Origin of the sequence: Variovorax sp. V116 (assembly GCF_041154435.1) — a bacterium.
Classification (GTDB): Bacteria; Pseudomonadota; Gammaproteobacteria; order Burkholderiales; family Burkholderiaceae_C; genus Variovorax; species Variovorax paradoxus.
The window spans coordinates 4,887,403-4,912,917 of the sequence record NZ_AP028661.1 but is presented as its reverse complement, the minus strand read 5'-3'; the positions used below and the strand labels follow the sequence as shown (position 1 = coordinate 4,912,917).

Annotated in this window: 23 protein-coding genes and 1 riboswitch; of the genes, 20 read left to right on the top strand and 3 right to left on the bottom strand. The window is 67.8% G+C overall.

Annotation, left to right across the window (positions count from 1 at the left end; translation table 11 throughout):
• Positions 1-62 precede the first annotated feature (62 nt).
• The 7 genes from ACAM58_RS23470 (at position 63) to ACAM58_RS23440 (ending at position 7,544) form a co-directional block, all read left to right on the top strand.
• A complete protein-coding gene (locus ACAM58_RS23470; RefSeq protein WP_018907065.1) occupies positions 63-1,247 on the top strand; it encodes an acetyl-CoA C-acyltransferase in 1,185 nt (394 codons plus the stop codon).
• Positions 1,248-1,336: 89 nt separating this feature from the next.
• Positions 1,337-2,587, top strand: coding sequence for a glutamate carboxypeptidase (locus ACAM58_RS23465; RefSeq protein ID WP_027730153.1), 1,251 nt, complete (start codon positions 1,337-1,339; stop codon positions 2,585-2,587).
• A gap of 27 nt (positions 2,588-2,614) precedes the next feature.
• Positions 2,615-3,745, top strand: coding sequence for an acyl-CoA dehydrogenase family protein (locus tag ACAM58_RS23460; RefSeq protein WP_307595610.1), 1,131 nt, complete (start codon positions 2,615-2,617; stop codon positions 3,743-3,745).
• 86 nt (positions 3,746-3,831) lie between these two features.
• Positions 3,832-4,260 (top strand): YchJ family protein, encoded by a 429-nt coding sequence (locus tag ACAM58_RS23455; protein WP_015867490.1) that lies wholly within the window; start codon positions 3,832-3,834, stop codon positions 4,258-4,260.
• A 26-nt stretch (positions 4,261-4,286) separates the two neighbouring features.
• Positions 4,287-4,391, top strand: a riboswitch (TPP riboswitch).
• 90 nt (positions 4,392-4,481) lie between these two features.
• Positions 4,482-6,368 carry a phosphomethylpyrimidine synthase ThiC gene (gene thiC / locus ACAM58_RS23450; protein ID WP_027730154.1) on the top strand — a complete coding sequence of 629 codons (1,887 nt, stop codon included), beginning with the start codon at positions 4,482-4,484 and terminating at the stop codon, positions 6,366-6,368.
• Between the two features lie 53 nt (positions 6,369-6,421).
• The gene (locus ACAM58_RS23445; protein WP_369663660.1) at positions 6,422-7,114 is read left to right on the top strand and encodes an HAD family hydrolase; all 693 of its coding nucleotides are present in this window, start codon (positions 6,422-6,424) and stop codon (positions 7,112-7,114) included.
• A 103-nt stretch (positions 7,115-7,217) separates the two neighbouring features.
• A complete protein-coding gene (locus ACAM58_RS23440; RefSeq protein ID WP_015867487.1) occupies positions 7,218-7,544 on the top strand; it encodes a thioredoxin family protein in 327 nt (108 codons plus the stop codon).
• Positions 7,545-7,880: 336 nt separating this feature from the next.
• On the opposite strand, the gene ACAM58_RS23435 is transcribed toward ACAM58_RS23440, so the two are convergent.
• The gene (locus ACAM58_RS23435) at positions 7,881-8,909 is read right to left on the bottom strand and encodes an AraC family transcriptional regulator (protein WP_369663659.1); all 1,029 of its coding nucleotides are present in this window, start codon (positions 8,907-8,909) and stop codon (positions 7,881-7,883) included.
• 143 nt (positions 8,910-9,052) lie between these two features.
• Between ACAM58_RS23435 and ACAM58_RS23430 the strand changes: the two genes are divergently transcribed.
• The 6 genes from ACAM58_RS23430 to ACAM58_RS23405 all read left to right on the top strand — a co-directional run bounded on the left by ACAM58_RS23430 (position 9,053) and on the right by ACAM58_RS23405 (position 17,496).
• Complete coding sequence (locus ACAM58_RS23430) at positions 9,053-10,225, top strand: isovaleryl-CoA dehydrogenase (protein ID WP_015867485.1); 1,173 nt, start codon at positions 9,053-9,055, stop codon at positions 10,223-10,225.
• 159 nt (positions 10,226-10,384) lie between these two features.
• Positions 10,385-12,055: an AMP-binding protein gene (locus tag ACAM58_RS23425; RefSeq protein WP_369663658.1), complete on the top strand. Its 1,671-nt coding sequence runs from the start codon at positions 10,385-10,387 to the stop codon at positions 12,053-12,055.
• Complete coding sequence (locus ACAM58_RS23420) at positions 12,052-13,680, top strand: carboxyl transferase domain-containing protein (RefSeq protein WP_027730159.1); 1,629 nt, start codon at positions 12,052-12,054, stop codon at positions 13,678-13,680. Before ACAM58_RS23425 ends, ACAM58_RS23420 begins: the two co-directional genes overlap by 4 nt.
• Before the next feature lie 346 nt (positions 13,681-14,026).
• On the top strand, positions 14,027-14,815 hold the full coding sequence (locus ACAM58_RS23415; protein WP_369663657.1) for an enoyl-CoA hydratase/isomerase family protein: 789 nt from the start codon (positions 14,027-14,029) through the stop codon (positions 14,813-14,815).
• 10 nt (positions 14,816-14,825) lie between these two features.
• Positions 14,826-15,497 (top strand): DUF4126 domain-containing protein, encoded by a 672-nt coding sequence (locus ACAM58_RS23410; RefSeq protein WP_015867481.1) that lies wholly within the window; start codon positions 14,826-14,828, stop codon positions 15,495-15,497.
• Entirely contained in the window at positions 15,490-17,496 is a 2,007-nt protein-coding gene (locus ACAM58_RS23405; RefSeq protein WP_369663656.1) for an acetyl-CoA carboxylase biotin carboxylase subunit, read from the top strand. The genes ACAM58_RS23410 and ACAM58_RS23405 overlap by 8 nt, the downstream gene beginning before the upstream one ends.
• On the opposite strand, the gene ACAM58_RS23400 is transcribed toward ACAM58_RS23405, so the two are convergent.
• Complete coding sequence (locus tag ACAM58_RS23400; RefSeq protein ID WP_369663655.1) at positions 17,493-17,807, bottom strand: EthD family reductase; 315 nt, start codon at positions 17,805-17,807, stop codon at positions 17,493-17,495. The two genes, ACAM58_RS23405 and ACAM58_RS23400, sit on opposite strands and share 4 nt — an antisense overlap.
• Before the next feature lie 120 nt (positions 17,808-17,927).
• On the opposite strand from ACAM58_RS23400, the gene ACAM58_RS23395 reads away from it, so the two are divergent.
• Positions 17,928-18,848, top strand: a complete 921-nt coding sequence (locus tag ACAM58_RS23395) for a 2-hydroxyacid dehydrogenase (protein WP_369663654.1) — start codon at positions 17,928-17,930, stop codon at positions 18,846-18,848.
• Between the two features lie 6 nt (positions 18,849-18,854).
• Here ACAM58_RS23395 and ACAM58_RS23390 read toward each other — a convergent pair whose 3' ends face one another.
• On the bottom strand, positions 18,855-20,081 hold the full coding sequence (locus ACAM58_RS23390) for an IS110 family transposase (RefSeq protein WP_015866363.1): 1,227 nt from the start codon (positions 20,079-20,081) through the stop codon (positions 18,855-18,857).
• Between the two features lie 361 nt (positions 20,082-20,442).
• On the opposite strand from ACAM58_RS23390, the gene ACAM58_RS23385 reads away from it, so the two are divergent.
• From ACAM58_RS23385 to ACAM58_RS23360, 6 genes are all read left to right on the top strand, one after another.
• Positions 20,443-21,180 carry an IclR family transcriptional regulator gene (locus ACAM58_RS23385; RefSeq protein ID WP_369663653.1) on the top strand — a complete coding sequence of 246 codons (738 nt, stop codon included), beginning with the start codon at positions 20,443-20,445 and terminating at the stop codon, positions 21,178-21,180.
• 8 nt (positions 21,181-21,188) lie between these two features.
• Positions 21,189-21,572, top strand: a complete 384-nt coding sequence (locus ACAM58_RS23380; protein ID WP_015867476.1) for a cupin domain-containing protein — start codon at positions 21,189-21,191, stop codon at positions 21,570-21,572.
• Between the two features lie 25 nt (positions 21,573-21,597).
• The gene (locus ACAM58_RS23375) at positions 21,598-22,611 is read left to right on the top strand and encodes a Bug family tripartite tricarboxylate transporter substrate binding protein (RefSeq protein WP_369663652.1); all 1,014 of its coding nucleotides are present in this window, start codon (positions 21,598-21,600) and stop codon (positions 22,609-22,611) included.
• Positions 22,612-22,735: 124 nt separating this feature from the next.
• Positions 22,736-23,962, top strand: a complete 1,227-nt coding sequence (locus ACAM58_RS23370; RefSeq protein WP_027730326.1) for a CoA transferase — start codon at positions 22,736-22,738, stop codon at positions 23,960-23,962.
• Entirely contained in the window at positions 23,959-25,128 is a 1,170-nt protein-coding gene (locus tag ACAM58_RS23365) for an acyl-CoA dehydrogenase family protein (protein ID WP_015867473.1), read from the top strand. The genes ACAM58_RS23370 and ACAM58_RS23365 overlap by 4 nt, the downstream gene beginning before the upstream one ends.
• A gap of 13 nt (positions 25,129-25,141) precedes the next feature.
• On the top strand, positions 25,142-25,435 hold the full coding sequence (locus ACAM58_RS23360; protein WP_015867472.1) for an acylphosphatase: 294 nt from the start codon (positions 25,142-25,144) through the stop codon (positions 25,433-25,435).
• Positions 25,436-25,515 lie beyond the last annotated feature (80 nt).

The window sequence follows — 25,515 nt, the reverse complement described above, 5'->3', positions numbered from 1 at the left end:
TTGAGCCCCGGTCGGCAACGACCGCTTCCTTTTTTCTTTCCACTTTTCCGAAGGAGACCACCATGCCTGAATCCATCGTCATCGTCGGCGCCGCCCGCACCCCCATGGGGAGCTTCCAGGGCGACTTCTCTTCCCTTGCCGCGCACGACCTCGGCGGCGCCGCCATCAAGGCCGCCGTGGAGCGCGCCGGCATCGCGCCCGACAGCGTGGGCGAAGTGCTGTTCGGAAATTGCCTGATGGCCGGCCAGGGCCAGGCGCCGGCGCGCCAGGCGGCCTACAAGGGCGGCCTGCCCGACAGCGCGGGCGCGGTCACGCTCAGCAAGATGTGCGGCTCGGCCATGAAGGCCGCGATGCTCGCGCACGACCTGCTCTTGGCCGGCACGCACGAGGTGATGGTGGCCGGCGGCATGGAAAGCATGACCAACGCGCCCTACCTCATGCTCAAGGGCCGCGGCGGCTACCGCATGGGCCATGACCGCATCTTCGACCACATGATGCTCGACGGCCTCGAAGACGCCTACCAGCCGGGCCGCTCGATGGGCACCTTCGGCGAGGACTGCGCCGCCAAGTACAAGTTCACGCGCGAGCAGCAAGATGCGTTTGCCATTGCCAGCGTGCAGCGCGCCAAGGCCGCCACCGAATCCGGCGCGTTCAAGGACGAGATCACGCCCATCACCGTGAAGGGCCGCGGCGGCGACACCGTCATTTCCATCGACGAAGGCCCGGGCAAGGTCAAGCTCGACAAGATCGCCACGCTCAAGCCCGCGTTCAAGAAAGAGAACGGCACCATCACCGCCGCATCGAGCTCGTCGATCAACGACGGCGCCGCCGCGCTGGTGATGATGACCGAGTCGCACGCCAAGAAGATCGGCGCCAGGCCGATCGCCCGCATCGTCGGCCACGCCACGCATGCGCAGCAGCCCGAATGGTTCTCCACCGCGCCGGTCGGCGCCGTGGCCAAGCTGTTCAAGAAGACCGGCTGGAGCGTCAAGGACGTGGACCTGTGGGAAGTGAACGAGGCTTTCGCGGTGGTGCCGATGGCGCTGATGCACGAGCTCGACGTGTCGCACGAGATCGTCAATGTGAACGGCGGCGCCTGCGCGCTGGGCCACCCGATCGGCGCCAGCGGCGCGCGCATCATGGTCACTTTGATCCATGCGCTGAAGGCGCGCGGCAAGAAGCGCGGCGTGGCCACGCTGTGCATCGGCGGGGGCGAAGGCACCGCCGTGGCACTCGAGTTGCTTTAACAAAAAACAAACGCCGCAAGCGCCCCTTGCCGGGGCGCTTCGTGGTTTTCTCTCTACGAATACTGCAGACAGACGCCAGGAGATTCTTCATGCGCCCATTCAATCAACGCACCATGCTCGCAGCCCTGCTGGCCACCGCCTTGCTGGCGCCAGCCGCCGGCTGGGCGCAGAAGCGCGACAACGTGCTGTTCCAGGCCGCCACCGATGCGCAGCCCGCCGTGCTCAAGACGCTGGAGCAGCTGGTCAACATCGAAACCGGCACGGGGGATGCCGAGGGCATTGCGGCCGCGGGCAACTACCTCGAGGGCGAGCTCAAGAATCTTGGCTTCACCGTCACGCGCAGCAAGTCGGCCGGCCTCGTGGTGGGCGACAACATCGTCGGCAAGCTCAAGGGCCGGGGCGGCAAGAACCTGCTGCTGATGTCGCACATGGACACCGTGTACCTCAAGGGCACGCTCGCCAAGGCGCCGTTCCGCATCGAAGGCAACAAGGCCTACGGCCCCGGCATTGCCGACGACAAGGGCGGCAACGCCGTCATCCTGCACACGCTGAAGCTGCTCAAGGACTACGGCGTGCGCGACTACGGCACCATCACCGTGCTGTTCAACACCGACGAGGAAAAAGGCTCCTTCGGCTCGCGCGACCTGATCCAGGAAGAAGCCAAGCAGGCCGACTACGTGCTCTCGTTCGAACCCACGAGCGCGGGCGACGAGAAGCTCTCGCTCGGCACTTCGGGCATTGCCTACGTGCAGGTCAACATCACCGGCAAGGCCTCGCATGCGGGCGCCGCGCCCGACCTGGGCGTGAACGCGCTGGTCGAGGCGTCGGACCTCGTGCTGCGCACCATGAGCATCGACGACAAGGCCAGGCACCTGCGCTTCAACTGGACCATGTCCAAGGCCGGCAACGTGTCGAACATCATTCCGGCCAGCGCCACGCTGAACGCCGACGTGCGCTATGCGCAGAACGAGGACTTCGAGGCCGCCATGAAGACGCTCGAAGAAAAGGCGCAGCAGAAGAAGCTGCCCGAATCCGATGTCAAGGTGGTGGTCACGCGCGGCCGTCCGGCCTTCAACGCCGGCGAAGGCGGCAAGAAGCTGGTCGACAAGGCCGTGGCCTACTACAAGGAAGCCGGCGGCACGCTGGGCGTGGAAGAGCGCACCGGCGGCGGCACCGACGCGGCCTACGCGGCGCTCTCGGGCAAGCCCGTGATCGAGAGCCTGGGCCTGCCGGGCTTCGGCTACCACAGCGACAAGGCCGAGTACGTCGACATCAGCGCGATTCCCCGGCGCCTGTACATGGCGGCGCGGCTCATCATGGACCTGGGCGCCGGCAAGTAAGCAAGAAAAAGGACAGGAGACAACGCCATGCTGCTCAGTGCCGACCAGGAAGCCATCCGCGACGCGGTGCGCGATTTTTCGCAGGCCGAGCTCTGGCCCAACGCCCCCAAGTGGGACCGCGAGCACAGCTTCCCCAAGGAAGCCCACCAGGGCCTCGCGGCGCTCGGTGCCTACGGCATCTGCGTGCCCGAGGAGCACGGCGGCGCGGGCCTCGACTACCTCACGCTCGCGCTGGTGTTGGAAGAAATCGCGGCCGGCGACGGCGGCACCAGCACCGCCATCAGCGTGACCAACTGCCCGGTCAATGCGATCCTCATGCGCTATGGCAACGCGCAGCAGAAGAAGCAGTGGCTCGAGCCGCTGGCGCAGGGCCGGATGCTCGGCGCCTTCTGCCTCACCGAGCCGCAGGCCGGCAGCGATGCATCGAGCCTGCGCACCACGGCGCGCAAGGACGGCGATGGCTACGTGATCGACGGCGTGAAGCAGTTCATCACCAGCGGCAAGAACGGCCAGGTCGCCATCGTCATCGCGGTGACCGACAGGGGCGCGGGCAAGCGCGGCATGAGCGCTTTCATCGTGCCGACCGATGCGCCGGGCTACAGCGTGGCGCGGCTCGAGGACAAGCTGGGCCAGCACAGCAGCGACACCGCGCAGATCAATTTCGACGGCTGCCGCATCCCGGTGGAAAACCTCATCGGCGCCGAGGGCGAGGGCTACAAGATCGCGCTGGGCGCGCTCGAGGGCGGCCGCATCGGCATTGCGGCGCAGAGCGTGGGCATGGCGCGCAGCGCCTTCGACGTGGCGCTGGCCTATGCCAAGGAACGCCAGGCCTTCGGCGGGGCGATCTTCGACCAGCAGGCCGTCGGTTTCAGGCTGGCCGAGTGCGCCACGCAGCTCGAAGCCGCGCGCCAGCTGATCTGGCACGCCGCCAGCCTGCGAGACGCCGGCCGCCCGTGCCTCAAGGAAGCCGCCATGGCCAAGCTGTTCGCGAGCGAAATGGCCGAGCGCGTCTGCAGCGCCGCGATCCAGACGCTGGGCGGCTACGGCTACGTGAACGACTTTCCGCTCGAGCGCATTTATCGCGACGTGCGGGTGTGCCAGATCTACGAAGGCACCTCGGACATCCAGAAGCTGCTGATCCAGCGCGCACTGGCCTGAACCGGGCGCTCGGAAGGCTCCTGGACGGCGCCCCGGGCTTGCCCCATCGGGCGAAGGGCCCGGAGGATGTTCCAATAGAGGCCTTCATGAGCGCCACTGTTCCCCCCACCGGACCTTGCCCCTGCGGCCGCACGGACCGCCGAGACAAGCCCATCGGCTATGCCCTGTGCTGCGGCCGCTACCTCGAGGATTTCGAGGGCACGCCCGCGCCCGACGCCGAATCGCTGATGCGCTCGCGCTATACCGCGTTCGTGCTGGAACGCGGCCCCTACCTGCTTGCCACCTGGCATGCGTCGACGCGGCCGGCGTCGATCGAGTTCGAACCCGGCGTGAAGTGGCTGGGCCTGGACATCCGCTCGCGCTCGGTGCTGGACGCCGACCATGCCGAGGTCGAATTCGTCGCCCGCCAGCGCAGCAGCACCGGCGCCGCCACGCGCCTGCACGAGCGCAGCCGCTTCGTGCGCGAGGGCGACCGCTGGTTCTACCTCGAAGGCGATCTGCAGACCCCCGGTTGACGCACCGGGCCATGGCCCGCACAATAGTCCCCGCTCCGGGGTGCACGCATGTGGCGTGCTGAGATGGCAAAGTGCCGACCCGCGAACTTGATCCGGGTCATACCGGCGTAAGAAGAGCTGCACTCCCCGACTCCGGTCCCGCCACCCACCCACCAACGTGGCGGCCCAAAGTCCTCAGAGCGATTGCGGAGCACCCTTTCCCTCAACAAGGAGTGCCCCGCATGAATGCCCCCGACAAGTTCACCTCCCTGCTCTCGCTCACGCGCGAGCCCTTTCCCGCATCGCACAAGTGCCTGATCCCGGGCAGCCGGCCCGACCTCAACGTGCCGGTGCGCGACGTGCTGCTGACCAACGGCGAGACCGTGTCGCTCTACGACACCTCGGGCCCCTACACCGATGCCAAGGTCGAGATCGACGTGCGCCGCGGCCTGCCCGGCGTGCGCGGCGCCTGGATCGCCGAGCGCAACGACACCGAAAGCTACGAAGGCCGCTCGCACCAGGCGCTCGACGAGGGCCTGAAGCACGCGCACGACCACGATGCCCAGCGCCTGGCCGAACTGCGCGCCGGCGCCTCGGCGCTGCAGCGCACGCCGCGCCGCGCCAAGTCAGGGGCCAACGTCACGCAGATGCACTACGCGCGCCGCGGCATCGTCACGCCCGAGATGGAATACGTGGCGCTGCGCGAGAACGGCAAGCGCGAGTGGATGGCCGAATACCTCGCCAACGAGGAGCGCGCCAAGCGCGTGGCCGGCAACCCGATGGGCGCGAGCATTCCGCGCATCATCACGCCCGAGTTCGTGCGCGACGAGGTGGCGCGCGGCCGCGCCATCATTCCGGCCAACATCAACCATCCTGAAGTCGAGCCGATGGCCATCGGCCGCAACTTCAAGGTCAAGATCAACGCCAACATCGGCAACTCGGCCGTCACCTCGAGCATCGAGGAAGAAGTGGAAAAGCTCGTGTGGGCGATCCGCTGGGGTGCCGACAACGTGATGGACCTTTCCACTGGCAAGAACATCCACACCACGCGCGACTGGATCGTGCGCAACAGTCCCGTGCCCATCGGCACCGTGCCGATCTACCAGGCGCTCGAGAAGGTGGGCGGCGTGGCCGAGGACCTGACCTGGGAGATCTTCCGCGACACGCTGATCGAGCAGGCCGAGCAGGGCATCGACTACTTCACCATCCACGCCGGCGTGCGGCTGCCGTTCATCCACCTGACGGCCGACCGCATGACGGGCATCGTCTCGCGCGGCGGCTCGATCATGGCCAAGTGGTGCATCGCGCACCACAAGGAGAGCTTTCTCTACGAGCGCTTCGAGGACATCTGCGACATCATGAAGGCCTACGACGTGAGCTTCTCGCTCGGCGACGGCCTGCGCCCGGGCTCGGGCGCCGATGCGAATGACGAAGCGCAGTTCGCCGAGCTGCGCACGCTGGGCGAGCTCACGCAGATCGCATGGAAGCACGACGTGCAGACCATGATCGAGGGGCCCGGCCACGTGCCGATGCACATGATCCAGGCCAACATGGACGAGCAGCTCAAGCACTGCCACGAGGCGCCGTTCTACACGCTCGGCCCGCTGACCATCGACATCGCGCCGGGCTACGACCATATCTCCAGCGCCATCGGCGCCGCGATGATCGGCTGGGCCGGCACCGCGATGCTCTGCTACGTGACGCCCAAGGAGCACCTGGGCCTGCCCGACCGCGACGACGTGAAGCAGGGGATCATTGCCTACAAGATCGCCGCGCATGCGGCCGACGTGGCCAAGGGGCACCCCGGCGCGCGCTCGCGCGACGATGCGCTCAGCAAGGCGCGCTTCGAATTCCGCTGGCAGGACCAGTTCAACCTGGGCCTGGACCCCGACACGGCGCGCGAATTCCATGACGAGACCCTGCCCAAGGATTCGAGCAAGGTGGCGCATTTCTGCTCGATGTGCGGCCCGAAGTTCTGCTCGATGAAGATCACGCAGGAAGTGCGCGAGTACGCGGCGAAGAAGGGCGTGGCCGAGGCGGAAGCCATGGCCGAAGGAATGGCGCAGAAGTCCAGGGAGTTCATGGCGGGCGGCGGCGAGATCTACATCCCGATCCAGCCCGCGTCCTGAGCCCGGCCGGGGTCATTGCTACCATGGGGGATTCCCCCGAACCCCTCCGCGCAATGACCCCATTCCCCTTCGACGCCGTCCTTTTCGACTGCGACGGCGTCCTCGTCGATTCCGAACCCATCACCAACCGCGTGCTCGCCGAGATGCTCGGCGAACTCGGCTGGCACCTCACCACCGAAGAGTCGATGAACACCTTCACCGGCAAGGCCGTGAAGGACGAAACCGCGCTCATCGAATCGAAGACCGGCGTCAGGATCACCGAAGACTGGCTCAAGGCCTTCAGGGCCCGCCGCAACGAAGCCCTCGAGCGCGACCTCGTGGCCATTGCGCACGCCCCCGCGGCCATTCGCGAAATTCATGCGCGGCTCCGGGGCCGCATCGCCTGCGCCTCGGGCGCCGACCGCCACAAGGTCGAGCTGCAACTGGCGAAGGTCGGTCTGCTCGAGTGTTTCGAAGGCCGCATCTTCAGCGGCCACGAGATGCCGCGCTCCAAGCCGCACCCTGACGTTTATCTGGCCGCCGCCGAGGCGCTGGGCGTCGATCCGAAGCGCTGCGCGGTGGTCGAGGACACCGTCACGGGCGCGATGGCCGGCGTGGCTGCGGGTGCCACGGTGTTCGGCTACAGCACCGGCGAATCGGGCCACAGCGGCCCCGAGGCGCTGCGCAGCGTCGGCGCACTGCAGGTGTTCAGCGACATGCGGGAACTGCCCGCGCTGCTCGCTTCGCACGGCCTGCAGCCGGCCTGAAAAACGGGCCTGGAAAAACCAAGCCCGCCCCTGCCGCCAGCAAGCCCGCGGTGTTTCTGCTGCAATGGCATCAAGCAAGCCAGTCCACAAGGAGCCGGATCCCATGACTTCCGAATACAAGACCGAGCAGCCCGACCGCGCCGAGATCGATGCCCTGAAGGGCCCGGCGGTGGTCGAGTTCGGCACCAACTGGTGCGGCATCTGCAAGGCCGCGCAACCTCATATCGCCGAGGCCTTTGCCAAGTACCCGGACATCCCGCGCATCAAGGTCGAGGACGGCAGCGGACGCCCGCTGGGCCGCTCGTTCAACGTGCGGCTGTGGCCCACGCTGGTGTTCATGCGCGACGGCCAGCAGGTCGCGAAGCTGGTGCGTCCCGAAGACAGCCAGTCCATCGCCGATGCATTGGCGTTGATTGCGCAGCCGGGCTGAGTCGGTGCCTTGTTTGGGAAGCCGCTGATTCAGGGCGCGCTCCCGCCGACGGGGTACCTTGCTCCGCGAATGTCCTCCGGCCTGCGGCCTCCCCCTTGATTTCGCTGCGCAAGGCACCCCATCGACGGGAGCGTTATGCGGAGCGGTCGTTGATCGCAGGATCAATAGCAGCGTGCCCTGTGCCCAGGGCATCGGGTGCTCCCCGCAGCGAAATCAAGGAGGAGCCGAAGGCGGGGGACATTCGCGGAGGGGAGTATCCGGTGGCCTGGGCACGCGCCCTGAACGACGGCGCCCCGGACAGTGACCCCACGAACAAAGGCGCCCCGAAAAAAGGCGTCACAACCCCCGCAGCCGAAAGTCCCGCGGCGCATGTCCCGTCCACTGCAGGAACGCACGCGAAAAGCTCTTCTCGTTGCGAAATCCCACCGCCAGCGCCACCTGCTTGATCGGCCGGTTGGTGCGGCGCAACTGCTCCACCGCCATCTCGTGGCGCACTTCGTTCTTCAGCGTCTGCAGTGACGTGCCTTCCTCGTGCAGCTGCCGGTGCAGCGTGCGGCTCGAGACATTGAGCAGCGTGGCCAGCGCCTCCGCCGTGGTGGCCTCGGCGGCCCGCGAACGCAGCAGCTCGCGCACGCGCTGGCCCAGCAGGCGGTCGCGCCGGTACTGCAGCACCGTGAGCGGCAGCGCCCGCTTGAGCATGGTGCGCAGCGCACGCTCGTCGCGCTGCAGCGGTAGCGCGAGGTAGCGCTCGTCGAAGCTGATGCTCGCCTCGGGCGCATCGAAGCGCACCTCGGGCGTGAACATCAGCGGATAGGCGTCGCGGTGCGGCGGCGCGGCAAAGGGAAAGGTCGCGTCCCGCAGCGAGATGCGCGAATCGATGGCCCAGCAGACGTACCCGTGCAAGAAGCGCAGGCTCGTCACCAGGCAGAACTCGCGGAACGCCTCGTCCAGCGGGCGGTGCTCGGCGATGCGCAGCGTGGCCACGCCGCCCGACACCTCCAGCGCCAGCGTGATGTCCTCGGTCAGCAGGCGGTGATGGCGGCACCAGCGCTTGATGGCCACGCCCAGGTCGGGCGAGGTCAGCGAGGCGCGGCACAGCATGCCGTAGCTGCCCCAGGGCAGCCGCCGCGAGAACCAGCCGAGCGCCTCGTCGTCCAGCTCCTGCATCGCATGGCCCGACAGCGCCTCGAACTGCGCGGCCGTCACCCGCGCGCCCGGCCGGGCCAGCTCGCGCGGCGTGATCTGTGCCGCTTGCAGCGCCGCGGACGGATCGACGCCGTAGCGCTCGTAGCCCTGCACGATGGCTCTCACGAAAGCCATCGGCGTGACGGCGCGGGCGGGTCGGAGGAAGGACGGGGACGACATGGTCAGGTGGTTCCGGCGTGGCGCAATTTGCAACCATTGTGGCGCCAATTGCGGCGCGGCGAGGCGTAAGCTGCATTCTTCCAAGCGCCCATCCGCGTGGGACAGCCTGCCTGCGCGCCGACCCCTCAGAGGAGACAACACACATGCACGATCCCGGCCTGAACTTCGACCTGGGCGACACCATCGACTCGCTGCGCAGCGCGATCCAGGACTTTGCCGCGAACGAGATCGCCCCGCGCGCCGCCGACATCGACCGCGACAACTTGTTCCCGCACGACCTGTGGCAGAAGCTCGGCGAGCTCGGCCTGCACGGGATGACGGTGAAGGAAGAGTTCGGCGGCACCGAGCTGGGCTACCTCGCCCACATCGTGGCGATGGAAGAGGTGTCGCGCGCCTCGGCCTCGGTCGGCCTTTCGTATGGCGCGCACTCCAACCTGTGCGTGAACCAGATCCACCGCAACGGCAGCGATGCGCAGAAGAAGAAATACCTGCCCAGGCTGGTGAGCGGCGAGCACGTGGGCGCGCTGGCCATGAGCGAGCCCAACGCCGGCTCCGACGTGGTGAGCATGAAGCTCAAGGCCGAGAAGAAGAACGGCTACTACGTGCTCAACGGCGGCAAGATGTGGATCACCAACGGCGGCGACGCCGACACGCTCGTGATCTACGCCAAGACCGAACCCGAGATGGGCGCGCGCGGCATGACGGCCTTCATCGTCGAGAAGGGCTTCAAGGGCTTCTCGGCCGGCACCAAGCTCGACAAGCTCGGCATGCGCGGCTCCAACACCTATCCGCTGTTCTTCGACAACTGCGAAGTGCCCGAAGAGAACGTGCTCGGCGGCGAAGGCATGGGCGCCAAGGTGCTGATGAGCGGTCTCGACTACGAGCGCGCGGTGCTCTCGGGCGGGCCGCTCGGCATCATGGCGGCCTGCATGGACGCGGTGCTGCCCTTCATCCACGAGCGCAAGCAGTTCGGCCAGAGCATCGGCGAGTTCCAGCTGATGCAGGGCAAGCTCGCCGACATGTACTCGACCTGGCAGGCCACGCGCGCTTATGTGTACGCGGTGGGCAAGGCCTGCGACCGCAACGACCACGCGCGCACCTTCCGCAAGGACGCGGCCGGCGCCATTCTCTATTCGGCCGAGAAGGCCACGTGGATGGCCGGCGAGGCGATCCAGGCTCTGGGCGGCGTGGGCTACACGAAGGACTTTCCGGTCGAGCGGCTGTGGCGCGACGCCAAGCTGTACGAGATCGGTGCGGGCACGAGCGAGATCCGCCGCATGCTGATCGGGCGCGAGCTGTTTGCTGAAACCGCCTAGGATGACGCGCGCCGCCCCTTCTTCCTCCCTCTCCCCCTGGGAGAGGGCCGGGGTGAGGGCAGCAGCGATCGAGTCGAGCGCCATGCCTCATCGAGGGCCGAGCGCCCTCACCCCAACCCTCTCCCAGGGGGAGAGGGAGCAAGACAAGGAGACAAGACGATGCCACTGACGCAGAGCCTGGCGCAAGGCGCCACCAACGTCCCCCTCATCGAACAAACCATCGGCGACTTCTTCGACGGCATGGCCGCGAAGCAGCCCGACCGCGAGGCGCTCGTCAGCCGCCACGAAGGCAAGCGCTTCACCTACCGCGAGCTGCGGGCCGAGTCCAACAAGCTGGCCAGCGCATTGCTGAAGCTGGGGCTCGCACCCGGCGACCGCGTGGGCATCTGGTCGCACAACAACGCGCCCTGGGTGCTGATGCAGATCGCGACCGCCAAGGCCGGGCTGATCCTCGTCAACATCAACCCGGCCTACCGCACCTCCGAGCTCGAATACGCGCTCAACAAGGTCGGCTGCAAGGCGCTGGTGACGATGGCGCAGTTCAAGACCAGCGACTACCTGGGCATGCTGCGCGAGCTCGGCCCCCAGCGCCTGCCGCAGCTGCGCCACACCTTCTGGATCGACGGCAAGGCCGCGGCCGATATGCAGGAGCCCGGCATGCAGCGCTTCAGCGAGCTGCTCGCAAGCGGCGATGCGGCCGACCCGCGCGTGGCCGCCACGCAAAAGACGCTCAAGGCCACCGACCCGATCAACATCCAGTTCACCAGCGGCACCACGGGCTTTCCCAAGGGCGCGACGCTCACGCACCGCAACATCCTCAACAACGGCTTCTTCATCGGCGAATGCATGAAGCTCACGCCGGCCGACAGGCTGTGCATTCCGGTGCCGCTCTACCACTGCTTCGGCATGGTGCTCGGCAACCTGGCCTGCCTCACGCATGGCTCGGCCATCGTGTATCCGAACGACGGCTTCGATCCGCTCACGGTGCTCGAGACCGTGCAGGCCGAAAAATGCACCGGCCTGCACGGCGTGCCCACCATGTTCATCGCCGAGCTCGACCATCCACGCTTCAAGGAGTTCGACCTGTCCACGCTGCGCACCGGCATCATGGCCGGCTCGCCGTGCCCGACCGAGGTGATGAAGCGCGTGGTGAACGAGATGCACCTGGGCGAAATCACCATCGCCTACGGCATGACCGAGACCAGCCCCGTGAGCTGCCAGAGCAGCACCGACACGCCGCTGGACAAGCGTGTGTCCACCGTGGGCACGGTGCAGCCGCACCTGGAGATCAAGATCATCGACCCCGAGACCGGGGCCATCGTGCCGCGCGGCAGCTCCGGCGAGTTCTGCACGCGCGGCTACTCGGTGATGCACGGCTACTGGGAGGACGAGCCCAAGACCCGCGAAGCCATCGATACCGAGCACTGGATGCACACCGGCGACCTGGCCACCATGGACGCCGAGGGCTACGTGAACATCGTCGGCCGCATCAAGGACCTCGTGATCCGCGGCGGCGAGAACATCTACCCGCGCGAGATCGAGGAATTCCTGTACCGCCACCCGAAGGTGCAGGACGTGCAGGTGGTCGGCCTGCCCGACCGGAAGTACGGCGAGGAGCTGTGCGCCTGGATCATCGCCAAGCCCGGCCAGGCCGCGACCGAAGACGAGATCCGCGACTTCTGCAAGGGCCAGATCGCGCACTACAAGGTGCCGAAGTACATCCGCTTCGTCACCGAGTTTCCGATGACGGTGACGGGCAAGATCCAGAAATTCAAGATCCGCGAAGCGATGGCCGAGCAACTGGGCCTCGAACAAGAAAAGACAGCATGAGCAAGATCGAAACCAAACTCAACGCCCGCTCGGCCGACTTCCAGGCCAATGCCGCAGCCATGCGTGCGCTGGTCGACGACCTGCATAAGCAGTTCGCGAAAGTGGAGCAGGGCGGCGGCGAGGCCGCGCGCGCCAAGCACACGGCCCGCGGCAAGCTGTTGCCGCGCGACCGCGTGGCCGAGCTGCTCGACCCCGGCACGCCCTTCCTCGAGATCGCGCCGCTGGCCGCGCATGCGATGTACCTCGATGCCAAGGGCGCGGAGTCGGCACCCGGCGCGGGCCTCATCGCGGGCATCGGCCGGGTGAACGGTATCGACTGCATGATCGTCTGCAACGACGCGACGGTGAAGGGCGGCACCTACTACCCGATGACGGTCAAGAAGCACCTGCGCGCGCAGGAGATCGCCGAGCAGAACCGCCTGCCCTGCATCTACCTGGTCGACTCGGGCGGCGCCAACCTGCCGAACCAGGACGAGGTGTTTCCCGACCGCGACCACTTCGGCCGCATCTTCTACAACCAGGCCAACATGAGCGCCCAGGGCATCGCGCAGATCGCGGTGGTCATGGGCTCGTGCACGGCGGGCGGCGCGTACGTGCCGGCGATGAGCGACGAGTCGATCATCGTGAAGAACCAGGGCACCATCTTCCTGGGCGGCCCGCCGCTCGTGAAGGCTGCCACCGGCGAGGTCGTCACGGCCGAGGACCTGGGTGGCGGCGACGTGCACACGCGCCTCTCTGGCGTGGTCGACCACCTGGCGCAGAACGACCTGCATGCGCTGGCGCTCGCACGTTCGGCCGTGGCCAATCTCAATGCGAACGCGGCCTCGGCCGAGGCCGCTGCAAAGGCCGAGGTGCGCGAGCCCGCATTCCCGCGCGAAGAGCTCTACGGCGTGATCCCGACCGACACGCGCAAGCCCTTCGACGTGCGCGAGATCATCGCGCGCATCGTCGACGGCAGCGAGTTCCACGAGTTCAAGGCCCGCTTCGGCGCCACGCTGGTCTGCGGCTTTGCCGAGATCGAGGGCATGCCGGTGGGCATCATCGCCAACAACGGCATCCTGTTTTCCGAATCGGCGCAGAAGGGCGCGCACTTCATCGAGCTGTGCTGCCATCGCAAGACGCCGCTGGTGTTCCTGCAGAACATCACGGGCTTCATGGTGGGCCGCAAGTACGAGAACGAAGGCATTGCGCGCCACGGCGCCAAGATGGTGACGGCCGTGGCCACGGCGAACGTGCCCAAGTTCACCATCATCATCGGCGGCAGCTTCGGCGCCGGCAACTACGGCATGTGCGGCCGCGCCTACAGCCCGCGCTTCCTCTGGATGTGGCCCAACGCACGCATCAGCGTGATGGGCGGCGAGCAGGCCGCGAGCGTGCTGGCCACGGTGAAGCGCGACGGCATCGAATTGAAGGGCGGCAGCTGGAGCAAGGAAGAGGAAGAAGCCTTCAAGGCACCGATCCGCCAGCAGTACGAAGACCAGGGCCACCCCTACTACGCGACGGCGCGGCTGTGGGACGACGGGATCATCGACCCGGCGGACACGCGGCGGGTGCTGGCGCTCGGTTTGGCTGCGTCGCGCAATGCGCCGATTCCCGAGCCGAAATTCGGCATCTTCCGGATGTAGCCGTGGCACAGCTTTCTTGCGCTTGGGGTCGATACAGGCATCGCGTTCCGGGGTGCGCTCCCGCCGACGGGGTACGCGGCGAAGCGAGTGTCCCCCGGCCTGCGGCCTCCTCCTTGATTTCGCTGCGCAAGGCACCCCATCGACGTGAGCGTTATGCACGCCGGTCGTTGATCAGCGGTTCACTCAGAGCTTGCCCCAGTGCACAGGGCATCGGGTGCTCCCCGCAGCGAAATAAAGGAGGAGGGCGAAGCCCGGGGGACATTCGCGGAGGGGAGTACCCGGTGGCCTGTGCACACGCCCCGAACGAACTGCAACCATTTCATGCACCGCGCCACGGATCATCGACATGACCTTCACCAAACTGAAACTAGAAATCCAGGACACAGCAGCGCGCATCTGGCTAGACCAGCCCGACGCGCGCAATGCCTTCGACGACGTGGTCATCGCCGAGCTCACGCAGGCCTTCACCGACGCCGGCGCTACGCCGAAGGTGAAGGCCATCGTGCTAGGCGCCAACGGCCCCGCCTTCTGCGCGGGCGCGAATCTCAACTGGATGCGCCGCATGGCCGACTACACGCGCAGCGAGAACATCGCCGACGCGGGCAAGCTGGCCGCCATGCTGCGCACCATTGCCGAATGCCCCAAGCCCACCATCGCGCGCGTGCAGGGCGATGTGTATGCGGGCGGCATGGGCCTCGTCGCGGCCTGCGACGTGGCCGTGAGCGTGGACACCGCGTGGTATTGCCTGAGCGAAGTCAAGATCGGCCTCGTGCCAGCGACCATCAGCCCGTACGTGCTGCGCGCCATGGGCACGCGCGCATCGCAGCGCTACTTTCTCACGGCCGAGCGCTTCACCGCGGCCGAGGCGCACCGCATCGGCTTCGTGCATGAAGTGGTCGCGGCCGATGCGCTCGATGCCAAGGTCGACGAGCTCCTGAAGGCGCTCACCGGCGCCAGCCCCGCCGCCGTGCGTGCCTGCAAGCAACTGATCGCCGACGTGGACGGCCGCGAGATCGACGACGCGCTGATCGCCAAGACCGTCGAAGGCATCGCCGACATCCGCGCCAGCGACGAAGGCCGCGAAGGCGTGCAGGCCTTCCTGCAGAAGCGCAAGCCGTCATGGCTGGGCCACTGAGCGCCAGGCAATGAATGCGCTCGACATGCCCCAGCTGCTCGCACTGGCCGCGGCCATCGGCTGGGCCAGCGGCGTGCGGCTGTACCTGGTCGTGCTGCTGACCGGGCTGGCCGGCTACTTCGGCTGGGTGCCGCTGCCCAGCGGGCTGCAGCTGCTGGCGCATCCGGTGGTCATCGCGGCCAGCGGCTTCATGGTGTTCATCGAATTCTTCGCCGACAAGATCCCGGGCCTCGATTCGCTGTGGGACGTGGTGCACACGGCCATCCGCATTCCCGCCGGCGCGGCGCTCGCGGCCAGCGTGTTTGGTGCCGACCATGGCGCGATGGCCATCGTGGCCGCGCTCGTGGGCGGCGGCTTCGCGGCCACCGCGCATGCGGCCAAGGCCACGACACGCGCGGCCATCAACACATCGCCCGAGCCCTTCTCGAACGTGGGCGCGTCGCTGGTCGAGGACACGATGGTGCCAACCGGGCTGTGGCTCGCGGTGGCGCATCCGCTGGTCTTCCTGGTGCTGTTCGTCCTGGTGCTGGTGCTCAGCGTCTGGCTCATCCGCAAGAGCTGGCGCTTTCTCAAGGCGCTGTTCACTCGCGTGGCCCGCATCTTCAGCGGGCGGCCCGATCCGGGCGTCACGCCTGCATTCCAACTGAAAAAGAATCCTCCGGGAGACACTCCGAATGTTTAAGAAGATCCTCATTGCCAACCGAGGCGAGATCGCCTGCCGTGTCGCGGCCACTGCCCGCCGCATGGCGATTCGCACCGTGGCCGTGTACTCCGATGCCGACGCGCATGCCAACCACGTGCGCGCCTGCGACGAATCGGTGCACCTCGGCGGCAGCGCACCGAAAGACAGCTACCTGCGCTGGGAAAAGATCCTCGAAGCGGCCAAGGCCACGGGCGCCGAAGCCGTGCATCCGGGCTACGGCTTCCTGAGCGAGAACGAGGAGTTCGCACAGGCCTGCGCCGACGCGGGCCTGGTCTTCATCGGCCCGCCGCCTTCGGCCATCAAGGCCATGGGCCTGAAGGCCGAGTCGAAGCAGCTGATGGAAAAGGCCGGCGTGCCGCTGGTGCCCGGCTACCACGGCCACGACCAGGACCCGGCGCTGCTGCAGCGCGAGGCCGACAGCATCGGCTACCCGGTGCTCATCAAGGCGAGCGCGGGCGGCGGCGGCAAGGGCATGCGCGCGGTCGACCGGGCCGAAGACTTTGCGGCGGCGCTGGCCTCGTGCCAGCGCGAGGCGATCAACAGCTTCGGCGACGACGCGGTGCTGATCGAGAAGTACGTGCAGCGCCCGCGCCACATCGAGATCCAGGTGTTCGGCGACACGCACGGCAACTACGTCTACCTGTTCGAGCGCGACTGCTCGGTGCAGCGCCGGCACCAGAAGGTGTTGGAAGAAGCGCCAGCACCCGGCATGACCGAGGCAATGCGCAAGCAGATGGGTGAGGCGGCGGTGGCTGCTGCGCGCGCGGTGAACTACGTGGGTGCCGGCACGGTGGAGTTCATCGTCGAGCAGCGGGAAGGCGGAGAGATGAATTTCTTCTTCATGGAGATGAATACCCGCTTGCAAGTGGAGCACCCGGTGACCGAAGCCATCACCGGCCTCGACCTCGTCGAATGGCAATTGCGCGTGGCCTCGGGCGAAGCGCTGCCCGCAAAGCAGCAGGAGCTGCAGATCCACGGCCACGCGATCGAGGCGCGCATCTGCGCCGAGAACCCCGACAACAACTTCCTGCCTGCGACAGGCAGCTTGCGTGTCTACCGCAAGCCGCAGGCGACGGCCTTCCAGCGCAGCCGCGTGCGCATCGACGACGGCGTGCGCGAGGGCGGCGAGATCTCGCCCTTCTACGACTCGATGATCGCCAAGCTGATCGTGCACGGCAGCACGCGCGACGAGGCGCTGGCGCGGCTCGACGCCGCGCTGGCGCAGGTGCAGATCGTGGGCGTGTCGACCAATGTGCAGTTCCTGCGCGGCATCCTCGCGACCGAATCGTTCGCCAAGGCCAACCTCGACACCGCGCTGATCGAGCGCGAGCGCGCCGTGCTGTTCGACCGCGAGGCGCTGGGCCTGCCGCTGGCCGCGGCCGCCGCCATCACGCGCACGCTGGTCACCGAACGGCCGGTGGGCGCGCACTATCCGTTCGAGCGGCGCGACGGCTGGCGCTCGCATGGCGAGTACCGGCGCCACTTCGACTTCGAGTTCCGCGGCGCCGAGCAGACCGCGTTGCTGACTTACAGGCGCGACGGCAGCCTGTGGCTCGAAGCCGGCGGCGTTGAAGGCCCGCTGGTCGTGGGCCAGTTTCCGTCAGGCGAGTTCGAGGTCGAGTTCGCCGGCACGCGGCAGACCGTGGACGTGCACCTGGACGGCGCCACGGCCCATGTGTTCGCGTCGAAGGGCGCCACGAAGATCACCGCCATCGACCGCCTGGCCCATGCCGGCGACACCCATGCCGAAGCCGGCCGGCTCACCGCGCCGATGCCCGGCAAGGTGGTCTCTTTCGCGGTCAAGGCCGGCGACAAGGTCAGCCGCGGCCAGCCGCTCGCGGTGATGGAAGCCATGAAGATGGAGCACACCATCGCCGCGCCGGCCGACGGTACGGTCGAAGAACTGATGTTCTCGCCCGGCGAGCAGGTGGCCGAAGGCGACGAACTGTTGCGAATGGCTGCGGCGGCGGCGGTTTAACCCACCACCACTTCGCTGATCTGCATCACCGGCGCGATGTCGGTGTAGTTCTTGATGTCGCCCAGGATCTCCTTGGCATGCGGGCCGAACGCCGTCTGGAAGGCTTCGGCCGAGTCGCAGAACACGTGGCACATGCCGACGTAGGTCGGCGGCATGCCGGGCGCGCCACCGGCCAATCCCTTGTCGATGGTGTACGACCTGCAGGCGTCGCCCATGCGTGCCTTCAGGAGCGGCATGTGCTTGTCGCGGTAGTAGGCGTGGTCGAACCGCGCGCCTTCGGTGTAGGGGTACATCACGCTGACTTTGATCATGCTTCGGTCTCCGGGTGTGGTGTCGATGTTCTGGATGGTCGCGCACGAGCATAGAAGAAGGCCCCGGGCGCCACAAGCCGCGGGTTCGGTTCATGGGCCCGGGCCCCTAAGATCCGGCTCATGAAAATCATCGTTTCCCTGACCGACAACCGCCCCGAACCCTGGATCGAAGGCCTCAGGGCCGAACTGCCCGATGCGCAGATCGAAACCTGGAAGCCGGGCGCCGCCCAGGCCGACCATGCGGTGGTGTGGGCGCCGCCCCAGCAGCTGCTCGACGAGCAGCCCGGGCTGCGCGGCCTGTTCAACATCGGCGCGGGCGTCGATGCGCTGCTCAAGCTGCGCGTGCCGCCGCAGACGCGCATCGTGCGGCTCGACGACGCCGGCATGTCGGTGCAGATGGCCGAGTACGTGTGCCACACGCTGATCCGGCACTTCCGCGAATTCGACGTCTACGAGGCCGATGCGCGCGAAGGCCGCTGGAGCTACCGCAAGCCGCGGCTGCGGCGCGATTTTCCGGTCGGCATCATGGGCCTGGGCGTGCTCGGCGAGCGCGTGGCCAGGGCAGTCACGCAGTTCGAGTTTCCGGTGCTGGGCTGGAGCCGTTCGCCCAAAGCCATCGAGGGCGTGCAGGTGTTCAGCGGCGAGGCGCAGTTGGGCGAGTTCCTGTCGTCCACGCGCGTGCTGGTCAACCTGCTGCCGCTGACCGAGGCCACGCGCGGCATCCTCAACCGCGAGACGCTGGGCAAGCTGCGGCCGGGCGGCTATCTCATCAACATCGCGCGCGGCGCGCACCTGGTGGAAGACGACCTGATCCCGATGCTCGATGCGGGCCAGCTGGCCGGCGCCACGCTCGACGTGTTCCAGGTCGAGCCGCTGCCCGCCGACCACGCCTTCTGGCGCCACCCGAAGATCACCGTCACGCCGCACGGCTCGGCGCGCACGCTGCGCGAGGAGTCCATCGCGCAGATCGCCGGAAAGATCCGCGCGATGGAACAGGGCCTGCCGGTCAGCGGCGTGGTCGATCCGGTCCGGGGCTACTAAGAAGCGCTACCCCGTATGAGCCAGTACAGGGACCTCGCAGCCGAGATCTTGAAGTCGTTTCATGAGGCGACGGATGGTTTTGGTGCGATCCTGGCGGTCGAAGTGCTCGCAGCCGAGGTCGTTGTACTCGGTGCCGTCACGAAGCATGTGGTACGCGGCGGTGAGCATCGAGGCGGCCACCGCGAGGATGGCCTTCTTGGCTCCGCGACGTGCCTTGATACGCAGGAACTGCGCTCGCAGGTAGCTGGACTTGACGCGCACCGCGGCCCAGGCGGCGGTCACCAGGGTGGTCTTGATCCAGGTGCCACTCTTGCGAACGCGGGTGGATCGGCGCTTGCCGGCGCTCTCGTCGCTGCGCGGGCACAGGCCTGCCCAGGAGATCAGATGCCCGGCAGTGGGGAAGCGCGACATGTCCACGCCGATCTCCGCCACCACGACACTGGCCGTCAGGTCACTGACCCCGGGCATCGTCGTGAGCAGGCGGGCGCGCTGCCGGATCGGCGCCAGCGCTTTTCCCACGGCCGCATCCAGTTCGGCCAACGTGTGGTGCAAGGCGTCGATCACCTGCAGGTGCAGCCGCAGCATGGTCCGGTGGTGCTCGGTGATGCGCCCGCGCAGTGCCTCGCGCAATTCGGCGCTCTTGTTGCGCGCCGTGCCCTGAGCCAGCGCAGCCAGTTGCGCCGGATCGCTCTGGCCGGCCACGATGGCATCGAGCATCGCGCGGCCGCTCTTGCCCAGCACGTCCGACAACACACTGCCCAGCTTGAGGTTAGCGTCCTCCAGCACCTTCTGGATGCGCAGCGAGTGCTGGGAGAGCTCCCGAACGAGTTGCTTGCGGGTGCGCGTGAGGTCGCGCAGCTGCTGGATCGCCTGCGGCGGCACGAAGCTGGAGCGGATCAGGCCGTGCGCCAAGAGATCGGCAATCCACATCGCGTCGTTGACGTCGCTCTTGCGGCCGGGCACGTTGCGGATGTGCGCGGCGTTGGCCAGCACCAACTCGAACTCAGCCTCCAGCACGTGCCACACCGGCTTCCAGTACACGCCGGTGGCCTCCATCGCCACATGGGTGCAGTCGTGCTCGGCCAGCCAATCGCCCAGCGCGAGCAATTCGGTGGTGGTGGTGCCGAAGCTGCGCACCTCCTGATGCATGGGCGGGGAGACGCATCGCACGCAGGCCACGATGGTGTCCTTGTGCACGTCCAGGCCCGCACAGCGCGGATAAAGCACTTGCATGAGAACCTCCTGACGGTTGAGGGGCACCGCAGGCAGTCCTCGTCGTCGAACTCTACTAAGCGTGCTTCGGGGCGTCGCCGCCCTCTGCCACATTCCGGGGTGCTCGCAGGACTGCGGGTCCAACTACTGAACGGGTTCGCAACACCAAGCAAACGCCGACCTCGTCAGCAGTGCCGAGCTCCATCCTATGACCATGCGTCATCGATCGCCAGCCACGACCCACGCTTCATGCCCCGGGGTCGGGCCTGCCCGATGACAAACTACTGACGACGGCATGCGTTACCGGCGATTACGCTGAAAGGAGGCGCAGCCAGGGGCAAACCCTGAGGCTTTTGTTTTTCACATACGCGAAAATTTCTTCATGGTTGTGAAAACAGCGTTTCGCGTGATCGAGATCGTCGAGCTCTTTGCCCGGGAGAAGCAGCCGCTGGCGCTGTCCGAGATGGCGCGCCTGCTCGAGATGCCGGTGTCCAGCTGCCTCGGGCTGATCCGCACGCTCGAAGAGCAGGGCTACATGTACGAAACCGGCCGCCGCCAGGGCTACTACCCGACCGGCCGGCTGCTGGCCATGGCGCAGGTCATTGCGGCGCACGACCCGGTGCTCGACCGCGTGCGGCCCGCGCTCGAGGAGCTGCGCGACGGCGCGCGCGAGACCGTGCTGTTCGGCAAGTTCCGCGATCCGACTACGGTCGTCTACCTGGAAGTGCTGAGCGCGCCGCAGAGCATCCGCTATTCGGCCGAAGCAGGCGAGACGCGCCCGGCCTATGCCAATTCGATGGGCCGCGCGCTGCTCTCCACGCTCGCGCCCGAGGCGCGCCGCAAGCTGCTGGCCGCCACGCCGCTGGCGCCGCTGACCGACGCCACGCTGACCACGCCCGAGGCCATCGAGCAGGAGCTCGAACGCTCGCCCGCGCGCGGCTGGTACGGCAACCTCGGCGAAAGCATCCCCGACCTCGTCGGCCTTGCATGGCCGCTGCGCATCGGCGGCGAGGCCTACGCCATCTCGGTGGCGGGCCCGCGCTACCGGCTCGAGCCGCGCATCGACGAGGCGGCCGCCATGCTGCGCTCCGCCTGCCTGGCCATCGAACACAAAGGCTGATCGAAACAATGACCTCCCCACGCTACTTCGTCCGCGAAAGCGACATCGCCGGCTACCACCCGGCCAACCACACCGGCACGCTCAACAAGCGGCTGATCGGCCCCGAGACCGTGGGCGCGAAGCAGCTCGAGGTGCTGGTCGGCCACATCCAGAAGGGCAAGGGCGCGCTGCCCCATGCGCACCCGGGCATCGAGCAGGTCTGCTACATGCTCGAAGGCCGCGCGGTCGCCGAGGTGGGCGGCCAGCGGCAGGAGCTGCACCCGGGCGACAGCTGCTTTTTTCCGGCCGATGCGATGCACACCTTCACGGTGGTGAGCGACGAGCCGGTGCGCGTGCTGGTCATCTACAGCCCGCCGTACGAGGAATCGCCGGAGCGCGTGATCCGGCCCTGAACGACAACCCCCGGAGACAAGAACCATGCAGACGATGAAGAACGCGACAACCACGGTCGCGGTGGCAAGCCGCCGCCGTTTCATTTCCATCGGCGCCGCCGCGGGCCTGGCCGGCGCGGCGCCCTGGGCCTTTGCGCAGGAGGGCTACCCGAAGCAGCCGATCAAGCTGATCGTGCCCTTCGCGGCCGGCAGCGGCACCGACGCGGTGGCGCGCATCACGGCGCAGATGCTGGGCGAGGCGCTCAAGGCCTCGGTCATCGTCGACAACCGCGCGGGCGCCAACGGCGTGATCGCCGCCGAGTTCGTGGCCAAGGCGCCGCCCGACGGCTACACGCTCTTCATGACCACCAACACCACGCACTCGGCCAATCCGAGCCTGATGAAGTCGCTGCCCTACGACCCGGTGAAGGACTTCGCGCCCGTGAGCCGCATGGGCAACCTGCCGTTCATGCTGGTGGTCAACAACGACCTGCCGGTGAAGAGCGTGGCCGAGCTGCTGGCCTGGGGCCGCGCGCACCCCGGCAAGCTGACCTATGCAAGCGGCAACAGCACCGGCATCGTGAGCGGCGCCACGCTCTCGCGCATGAGCGGCGTGCCGATGCTGCACGTGCCCTACAAGAGCACGCCGCCCGCGATTGCCGACCTGATCGGCGGGCAGGTGTCGATGATGGTGGTCGACCTGGCCGCGGGGCTCGCCACCGTGAAGGCCGGCAAGATGCGCGCGATTGCCGTGACCACGCAGGAGCGCACCAAGCTGTTTCCCGAACTGCCGCCGCTGGCCGAGACGCCCGAGCTCAAGGGCTTCGACATCACTTCGTGGAACGGCGTGTTCGCGCCGGCCGGCACGCCGCGCGATGTGGTGCTGAAGCTCAACAAGGTGCTGTCGGAGATGGCGAACGGCACGGCCTTCCGCGAGCGCGTGGCGAAGCTGGGCTTCGATGCCTTCGGCAGCACGCCGGAAGAACTCGGGGCGTTCACCGTTTCGGAACTGGCCAAGTGGAAGAAGCTGATCCAGGCCGCCGGCATCCAGCCCGAATGAAAGCAGACCTGACTTTCTCCCTCCCCTCCCGGGGGAGGGCAGGGGTGGGGGCCAGCGGCGCCTCCATCGCACGCCCTGCCTGCCCCCATCCCAACCTTCCCCCGGAAGGGGAAGGAGCAAAGACATGAACCCCACGGGACCACTCGACGGCATCCGCATCCTCGACCTCACGGCCGTGGTGATGGGTCCCTACGCCACGCAGACGCTCGGCGACCTCGGTGCCGACGTCATCAAGGTCGAACCACCGTCAGGCGACAACCTGCGCGCGGTCGGCCCGATGCGCCATGCCGGCATGGGCGCGATGTCGCTGCACCTGAACCGCAACAAGCGCTCGATCGTGCTCGACCTCAAGCAGCCCGAAGGCCGCGAGGCCTGCCTCAGGCTCGCGGCGGGCTGCGATGCGCTGATCTACAACACGCGTCCGCAGGCGATGGCGCGGCTCGGGCTCGGCTACGAGGCCGTGGCCGCGGCCAACCCGAAGATCGTCTACCTCGGCGCCTTCGGCTATGGCGAAGAAGGCCCCTATGCCGGCAAGCCCGCCTACGACGACCTGATCCAGGGCGCGGCCGGCGTGGCCTCGCTGTTCGCGCAGCAAAGCGGCGGTGCACCGCGCTACGCGCCCGTCACGCTGGCCGACCGTGCCGTGGGGCTGCAGGCCGCCATCGCGCTGCTCGCGGCTGTGCTGCACGCGCAGCGCACGGGCCGCGGCCAGGCGGTCGAGGTGCCGATGTTCGAGGCGCTCTCGCAGTTCGTGATGGGCGACCACCTGGGCGGCCACAGCTTCGAGCCGCCGCTCGGCCCCACCGGCTATGCGCGCCTGCTCGCTGCGCACCGCAAGCCCTACGCCACGGCCGACGGCTACCTGAGCGTGCTGATCTACAACGACAAGCACTGGCAGGCCTTCTTCGACCTGATCGGCCGGCCCGAGCTGCGCGCCTCGCCGATGTTCGGCACGCACACGGCGCGCGCCGCGAACATCGGCGCGGTCTATGCGTTCGTGGCCGAGGTGATGGCCACGCGCGGCAGCGATGAATGGATGGCGCTGCTGGAAGCGGCCGACATTCCGGTCGCGCGCCTGCACAGCACCGAGAGCCTGATCGACGATCCGCACCTGCGCGCGGTCGATTTCTTTCCCGAGTTCGACCACCCGAGCGAAGGCCGCATCCGCACGCTCGCGCCGGTCGGACGCTACAGCGCCACGCCCGCGGGCATCCGCCGCATGGCGCCGCGCATCGGCGAGCAGAGCGTCGAGCTGCTGCGCGAAGCGGGCTATGGCGATGAAGCCATCGACCACCTGCTCGCGCGCGGCGTCACGCTGCAGCCGGCTCCACCCAAGGACAACGACAAATGAACTTCTCCCTCAATGAAGACCAGCGCTCGCTGGTGGCCGCCATCGAGCGGCTGTGCGAAGACTTCCCCGCCGACTACTGGCGCGACCACGACGACCGCGCCGCATTCCCGCACGAATTCCACCGCGCCGTGGCCGACAGCGGCTGGCTCGGCATCGCGATGCCCGAGGCGCAGGGCGGCGCGGGCCTGGGCATCACCGAGGCGGCGCTGATGATGCGCGCCATCAGCGCGTCGGGCGCGGGCATGTCGGGCGCTTCGTCGGTGCACATGAACATCTTCGGGCTCAACCCGGTGGTGGTGTTCGGCAGCGAGGCACAGCGCCAGCGTTTCCTGCCGCCGCTGATCGCGGGCACCGAGAAGGCCTGCTTCGCCGTGACCGAGCCCGACGCGGGGCTCGACACCACCCGCCTCAAGACGCAGGCGGTGCGCCAGCCGAACGGCAGCTATCTGCTGCATGGCCGCAAGATATGGATATCGACCGCGCAGGTGGCCGACCGCATGCTGATCCTCACGCGCACCACGCCGCTCGATCAGGTGAAGAAGCCCACGCAGGGGCTCACGCTGTTCTACACGCCGCTGGACCGCGCCAAGGTCGAGGTGCGCGAGATCCACAAGCTCGGCCGCGCGGCGGTCGATTCGAACATGCTCTTCATCGACGGCCTCGAAGTGCCGGAGGAAGACCGCATCGGCGAGGAAGGGCGCGGCTTCGAATACATCCTGCACGGGCTCAACCCCGAGCGCATATTGATTGCGGCCGAGGCCATCGGCATCGGCCGCGCCGCGCTGCGCATCGCGGCGCAGTACGCGCAGGAGCGCGTCGTCTTCGGCCGGCCGATCGGCCAGAACCAGGGCGTGGCGCACCCTCTGGCGCGCGCCTGGGCCAACCTCGAGGCGGCCGACCTGATGGTGTTCAAGGCCGCCACGCTGTACGACGCGGGCGAGCCCTGCGGCATCGAGGCCAACGCCGCCAAGTACCTCGCGGCCGAGGCGGCGCACGACGCCTGCCAGAACGCGGTTCTCACGCTGGGCGGCATGGGCTATGCGAAGGAATACCATGTCGAGCGGCTGCTGCGCGAGAGCTACATTCCGCGCATTGCGCCGGTCAGTCCGCAGATGATCCTGAACTTCATCGCGGAAAAGGCGCTCGGCCTGCCCAAGTCGTACTGATGCTGCCCATGCCATGAATCCATCCGCCGTCACCCGCCATCTCGTCGTCCGCGGCCTGGTGCAGGGCGTGGGCTATCGCTGGTCGATGGTGCAGGCCGCGCGGCGCCTGGGCGTGCGCGGCTGGGTGCGCAACCGCCGCGACGGCAGCGTGGAGGCGCTGGCCTCGGGCCCGGCCGCTGCGGTCGATGCGCTTGTCGCATGGGCCCGCAGCGGGCCGGACGGCGCGCGCGTGGATGCGCTCGATGCCGTGGAGGCGCCCGCGCCCGCTGAGCCGCCATCGGATTTCGTGCAGCGCGAAACGGCGTGAACCGCGGCGCTGGCGCGATCTGCAACGCCGCTGGCAGGCATTGCAACCCCTGCGGCGGGCGCGGCCGAGCATGCAAGACG

Excerpts from the sequence above, each read along its gene's own strand:
- ACAM58_RS23400 (WP_369663655.1), bottom strand. The coding sequence starts at position 17,807 with ATGATCAAAGTCAGCGTGATGTACCCCTACACCGAAGGCGCGCGGTTC.
- ACAM58_RS23430 (WP_015867485.1), top strand. The coding sequence starts at position 9,053 with ATGCACGATCCCGGCCTGAACTTCGACCTGGGCGACACCATCGACTCG.
- ACAM58_RS23465 (WP_027730153.1), top strand. The coding sequence starts at position 1,337 with ATGCGCCCATTCAATCAACGCACCATGCTCGCAGCCCTGCTGGCCACC.
- ACAM58_RS23385 (WP_369663653.1), top strand. The coding sequence starts at position 20,443 with ATGGTTGTGAAAACAGCGTTTCGCGTGATCGAGATCGTCGAGCTCTTT.
- ACAM58_RS23410 (WP_015867481.1), top strand. The coding sequence starts at position 14,826 with ATGAATGCGCTCGACATGCCCCAGCTGCTCGCACTGGCCGCGGCCATC.
- thiC (WP_027730154.1), top strand. The coding sequence starts at position 4,482 with ATGAATGCCCCCGACAAGTTCACCTCCCTGCTCTCGCTCACGCGCGAG.
- ACAM58_RS23460 (WP_307595610.1), top strand. The coding sequence starts at position 2,615 with ATGCTGCTCAGTGCCGACCAGGAAGCCATCCGCGACGCGGTGCGCGAT.
- ACAM58_RS23415 (WP_369663657.1), top strand. The coding sequence starts at position 14,027 with ATGACCTTCACCAAACTGAAACTAGAAATCCAGGACACAGCAGCGCGC.
- ACAM58_RS23425 (WP_369663658.1), top strand. The coding sequence starts at position 10,385 with ATGCCACTGACGCAGAGCCTGGCGCAAGGCGCCACCAACGTCCCCCTC.
- ACAM58_RS23445 (WP_369663660.1), top strand. The coding sequence starts at position 6,422 with ATGACCCCATTCCCCTTCGACGCCGTCCTTTTCGACTGCGACGGCGTC.
- ACAM58_RS23365 (WP_015867473.1), top strand. The coding sequence starts at position 23,959 with ATGAACTTCTCCCTCAATGAAGACCAGCGCTCGCTGGTGGCCGCCATC.
- ACAM58_RS23455 (WP_015867490.1), top strand. The coding sequence starts at position 3,832 with ATGAGCGCCACTGTTCCCCCCACCGGACCTTGCCCCTGCGGCCGCACG.
- ACAM58_RS23395 (WP_369663654.1), top strand. The coding sequence starts at position 17,928 with ATGAAAATCATCGTTTCCCTGACCGACAACCGCCCCGAACCCTGGATC.
- ACAM58_RS23380 (WP_015867476.1), top strand. The coding sequence starts at position 21,189 with ATGACCTCCCCACGCTACTTCGTCCGCGAAAGCGACATCGCCGGCTAC.
- ACAM58_RS23375 (WP_369663652.1), top strand. The coding sequence starts at position 21,598 with ATGCAGACGATGAAGAACGCGACAACCACGGTCGCGGTGGCAAGCCGC.
- ACAM58_RS23360 (WP_015867472.1), top strand. The coding sequence starts at position 25,142 with ATGAATCCATCCGCCGTCACCCGCCATCTCGTCGTCCGCGGCCTGGTG.
- ACAM58_RS23370 (WP_027730326.1), top strand. The coding sequence starts at position 22,736 with ATGAACCCCACGGGACCACTCGACGGCATCCGCATCCTCGACCTCACG.
- ACAM58_RS23390 (WP_015866363.1), bottom strand. The coding sequence starts at position 20,081 with ATGCAAGTGCTTTATCCGCGCTGTGCGGGCCTGGACGTGCACAAGGAC.
- ACAM58_RS23470 (WP_018907065.1), top strand. The coding sequence starts at position 63 with ATGCCTGAATCCATCGTCATCGTCGGCGCCGCCCGCACCCCCATGGGG.
- ACAM58_RS23420 (WP_027730159.1), top strand. The coding sequence starts at position 12,052 with ATGAGCAAGATCGAAACCAAACTCAACGCCCGCTCGGCCGACTTCCAG.
- ACAM58_RS23435 (WP_369663659.1), bottom strand. The coding sequence starts at position 8,909 with ATGTCGTCCCCGTCCTTCCTCCGACCCGCCCGCGCCGTCACGCCGATG.
- ACAM58_RS23405 (WP_369663656.1), top strand. The coding sequence starts at position 15,490 with ATGTTTAAGAAGATCCTCATTGCCAACCGAGGCGAGATCGCCTGCCGT.
- ACAM58_RS23440 (WP_015867487.1), top strand. The coding sequence starts at position 7,218 with ATGACTTCCGAATACAAGACCGAGCAGCCCGACCGCGCCGAGATCGAT.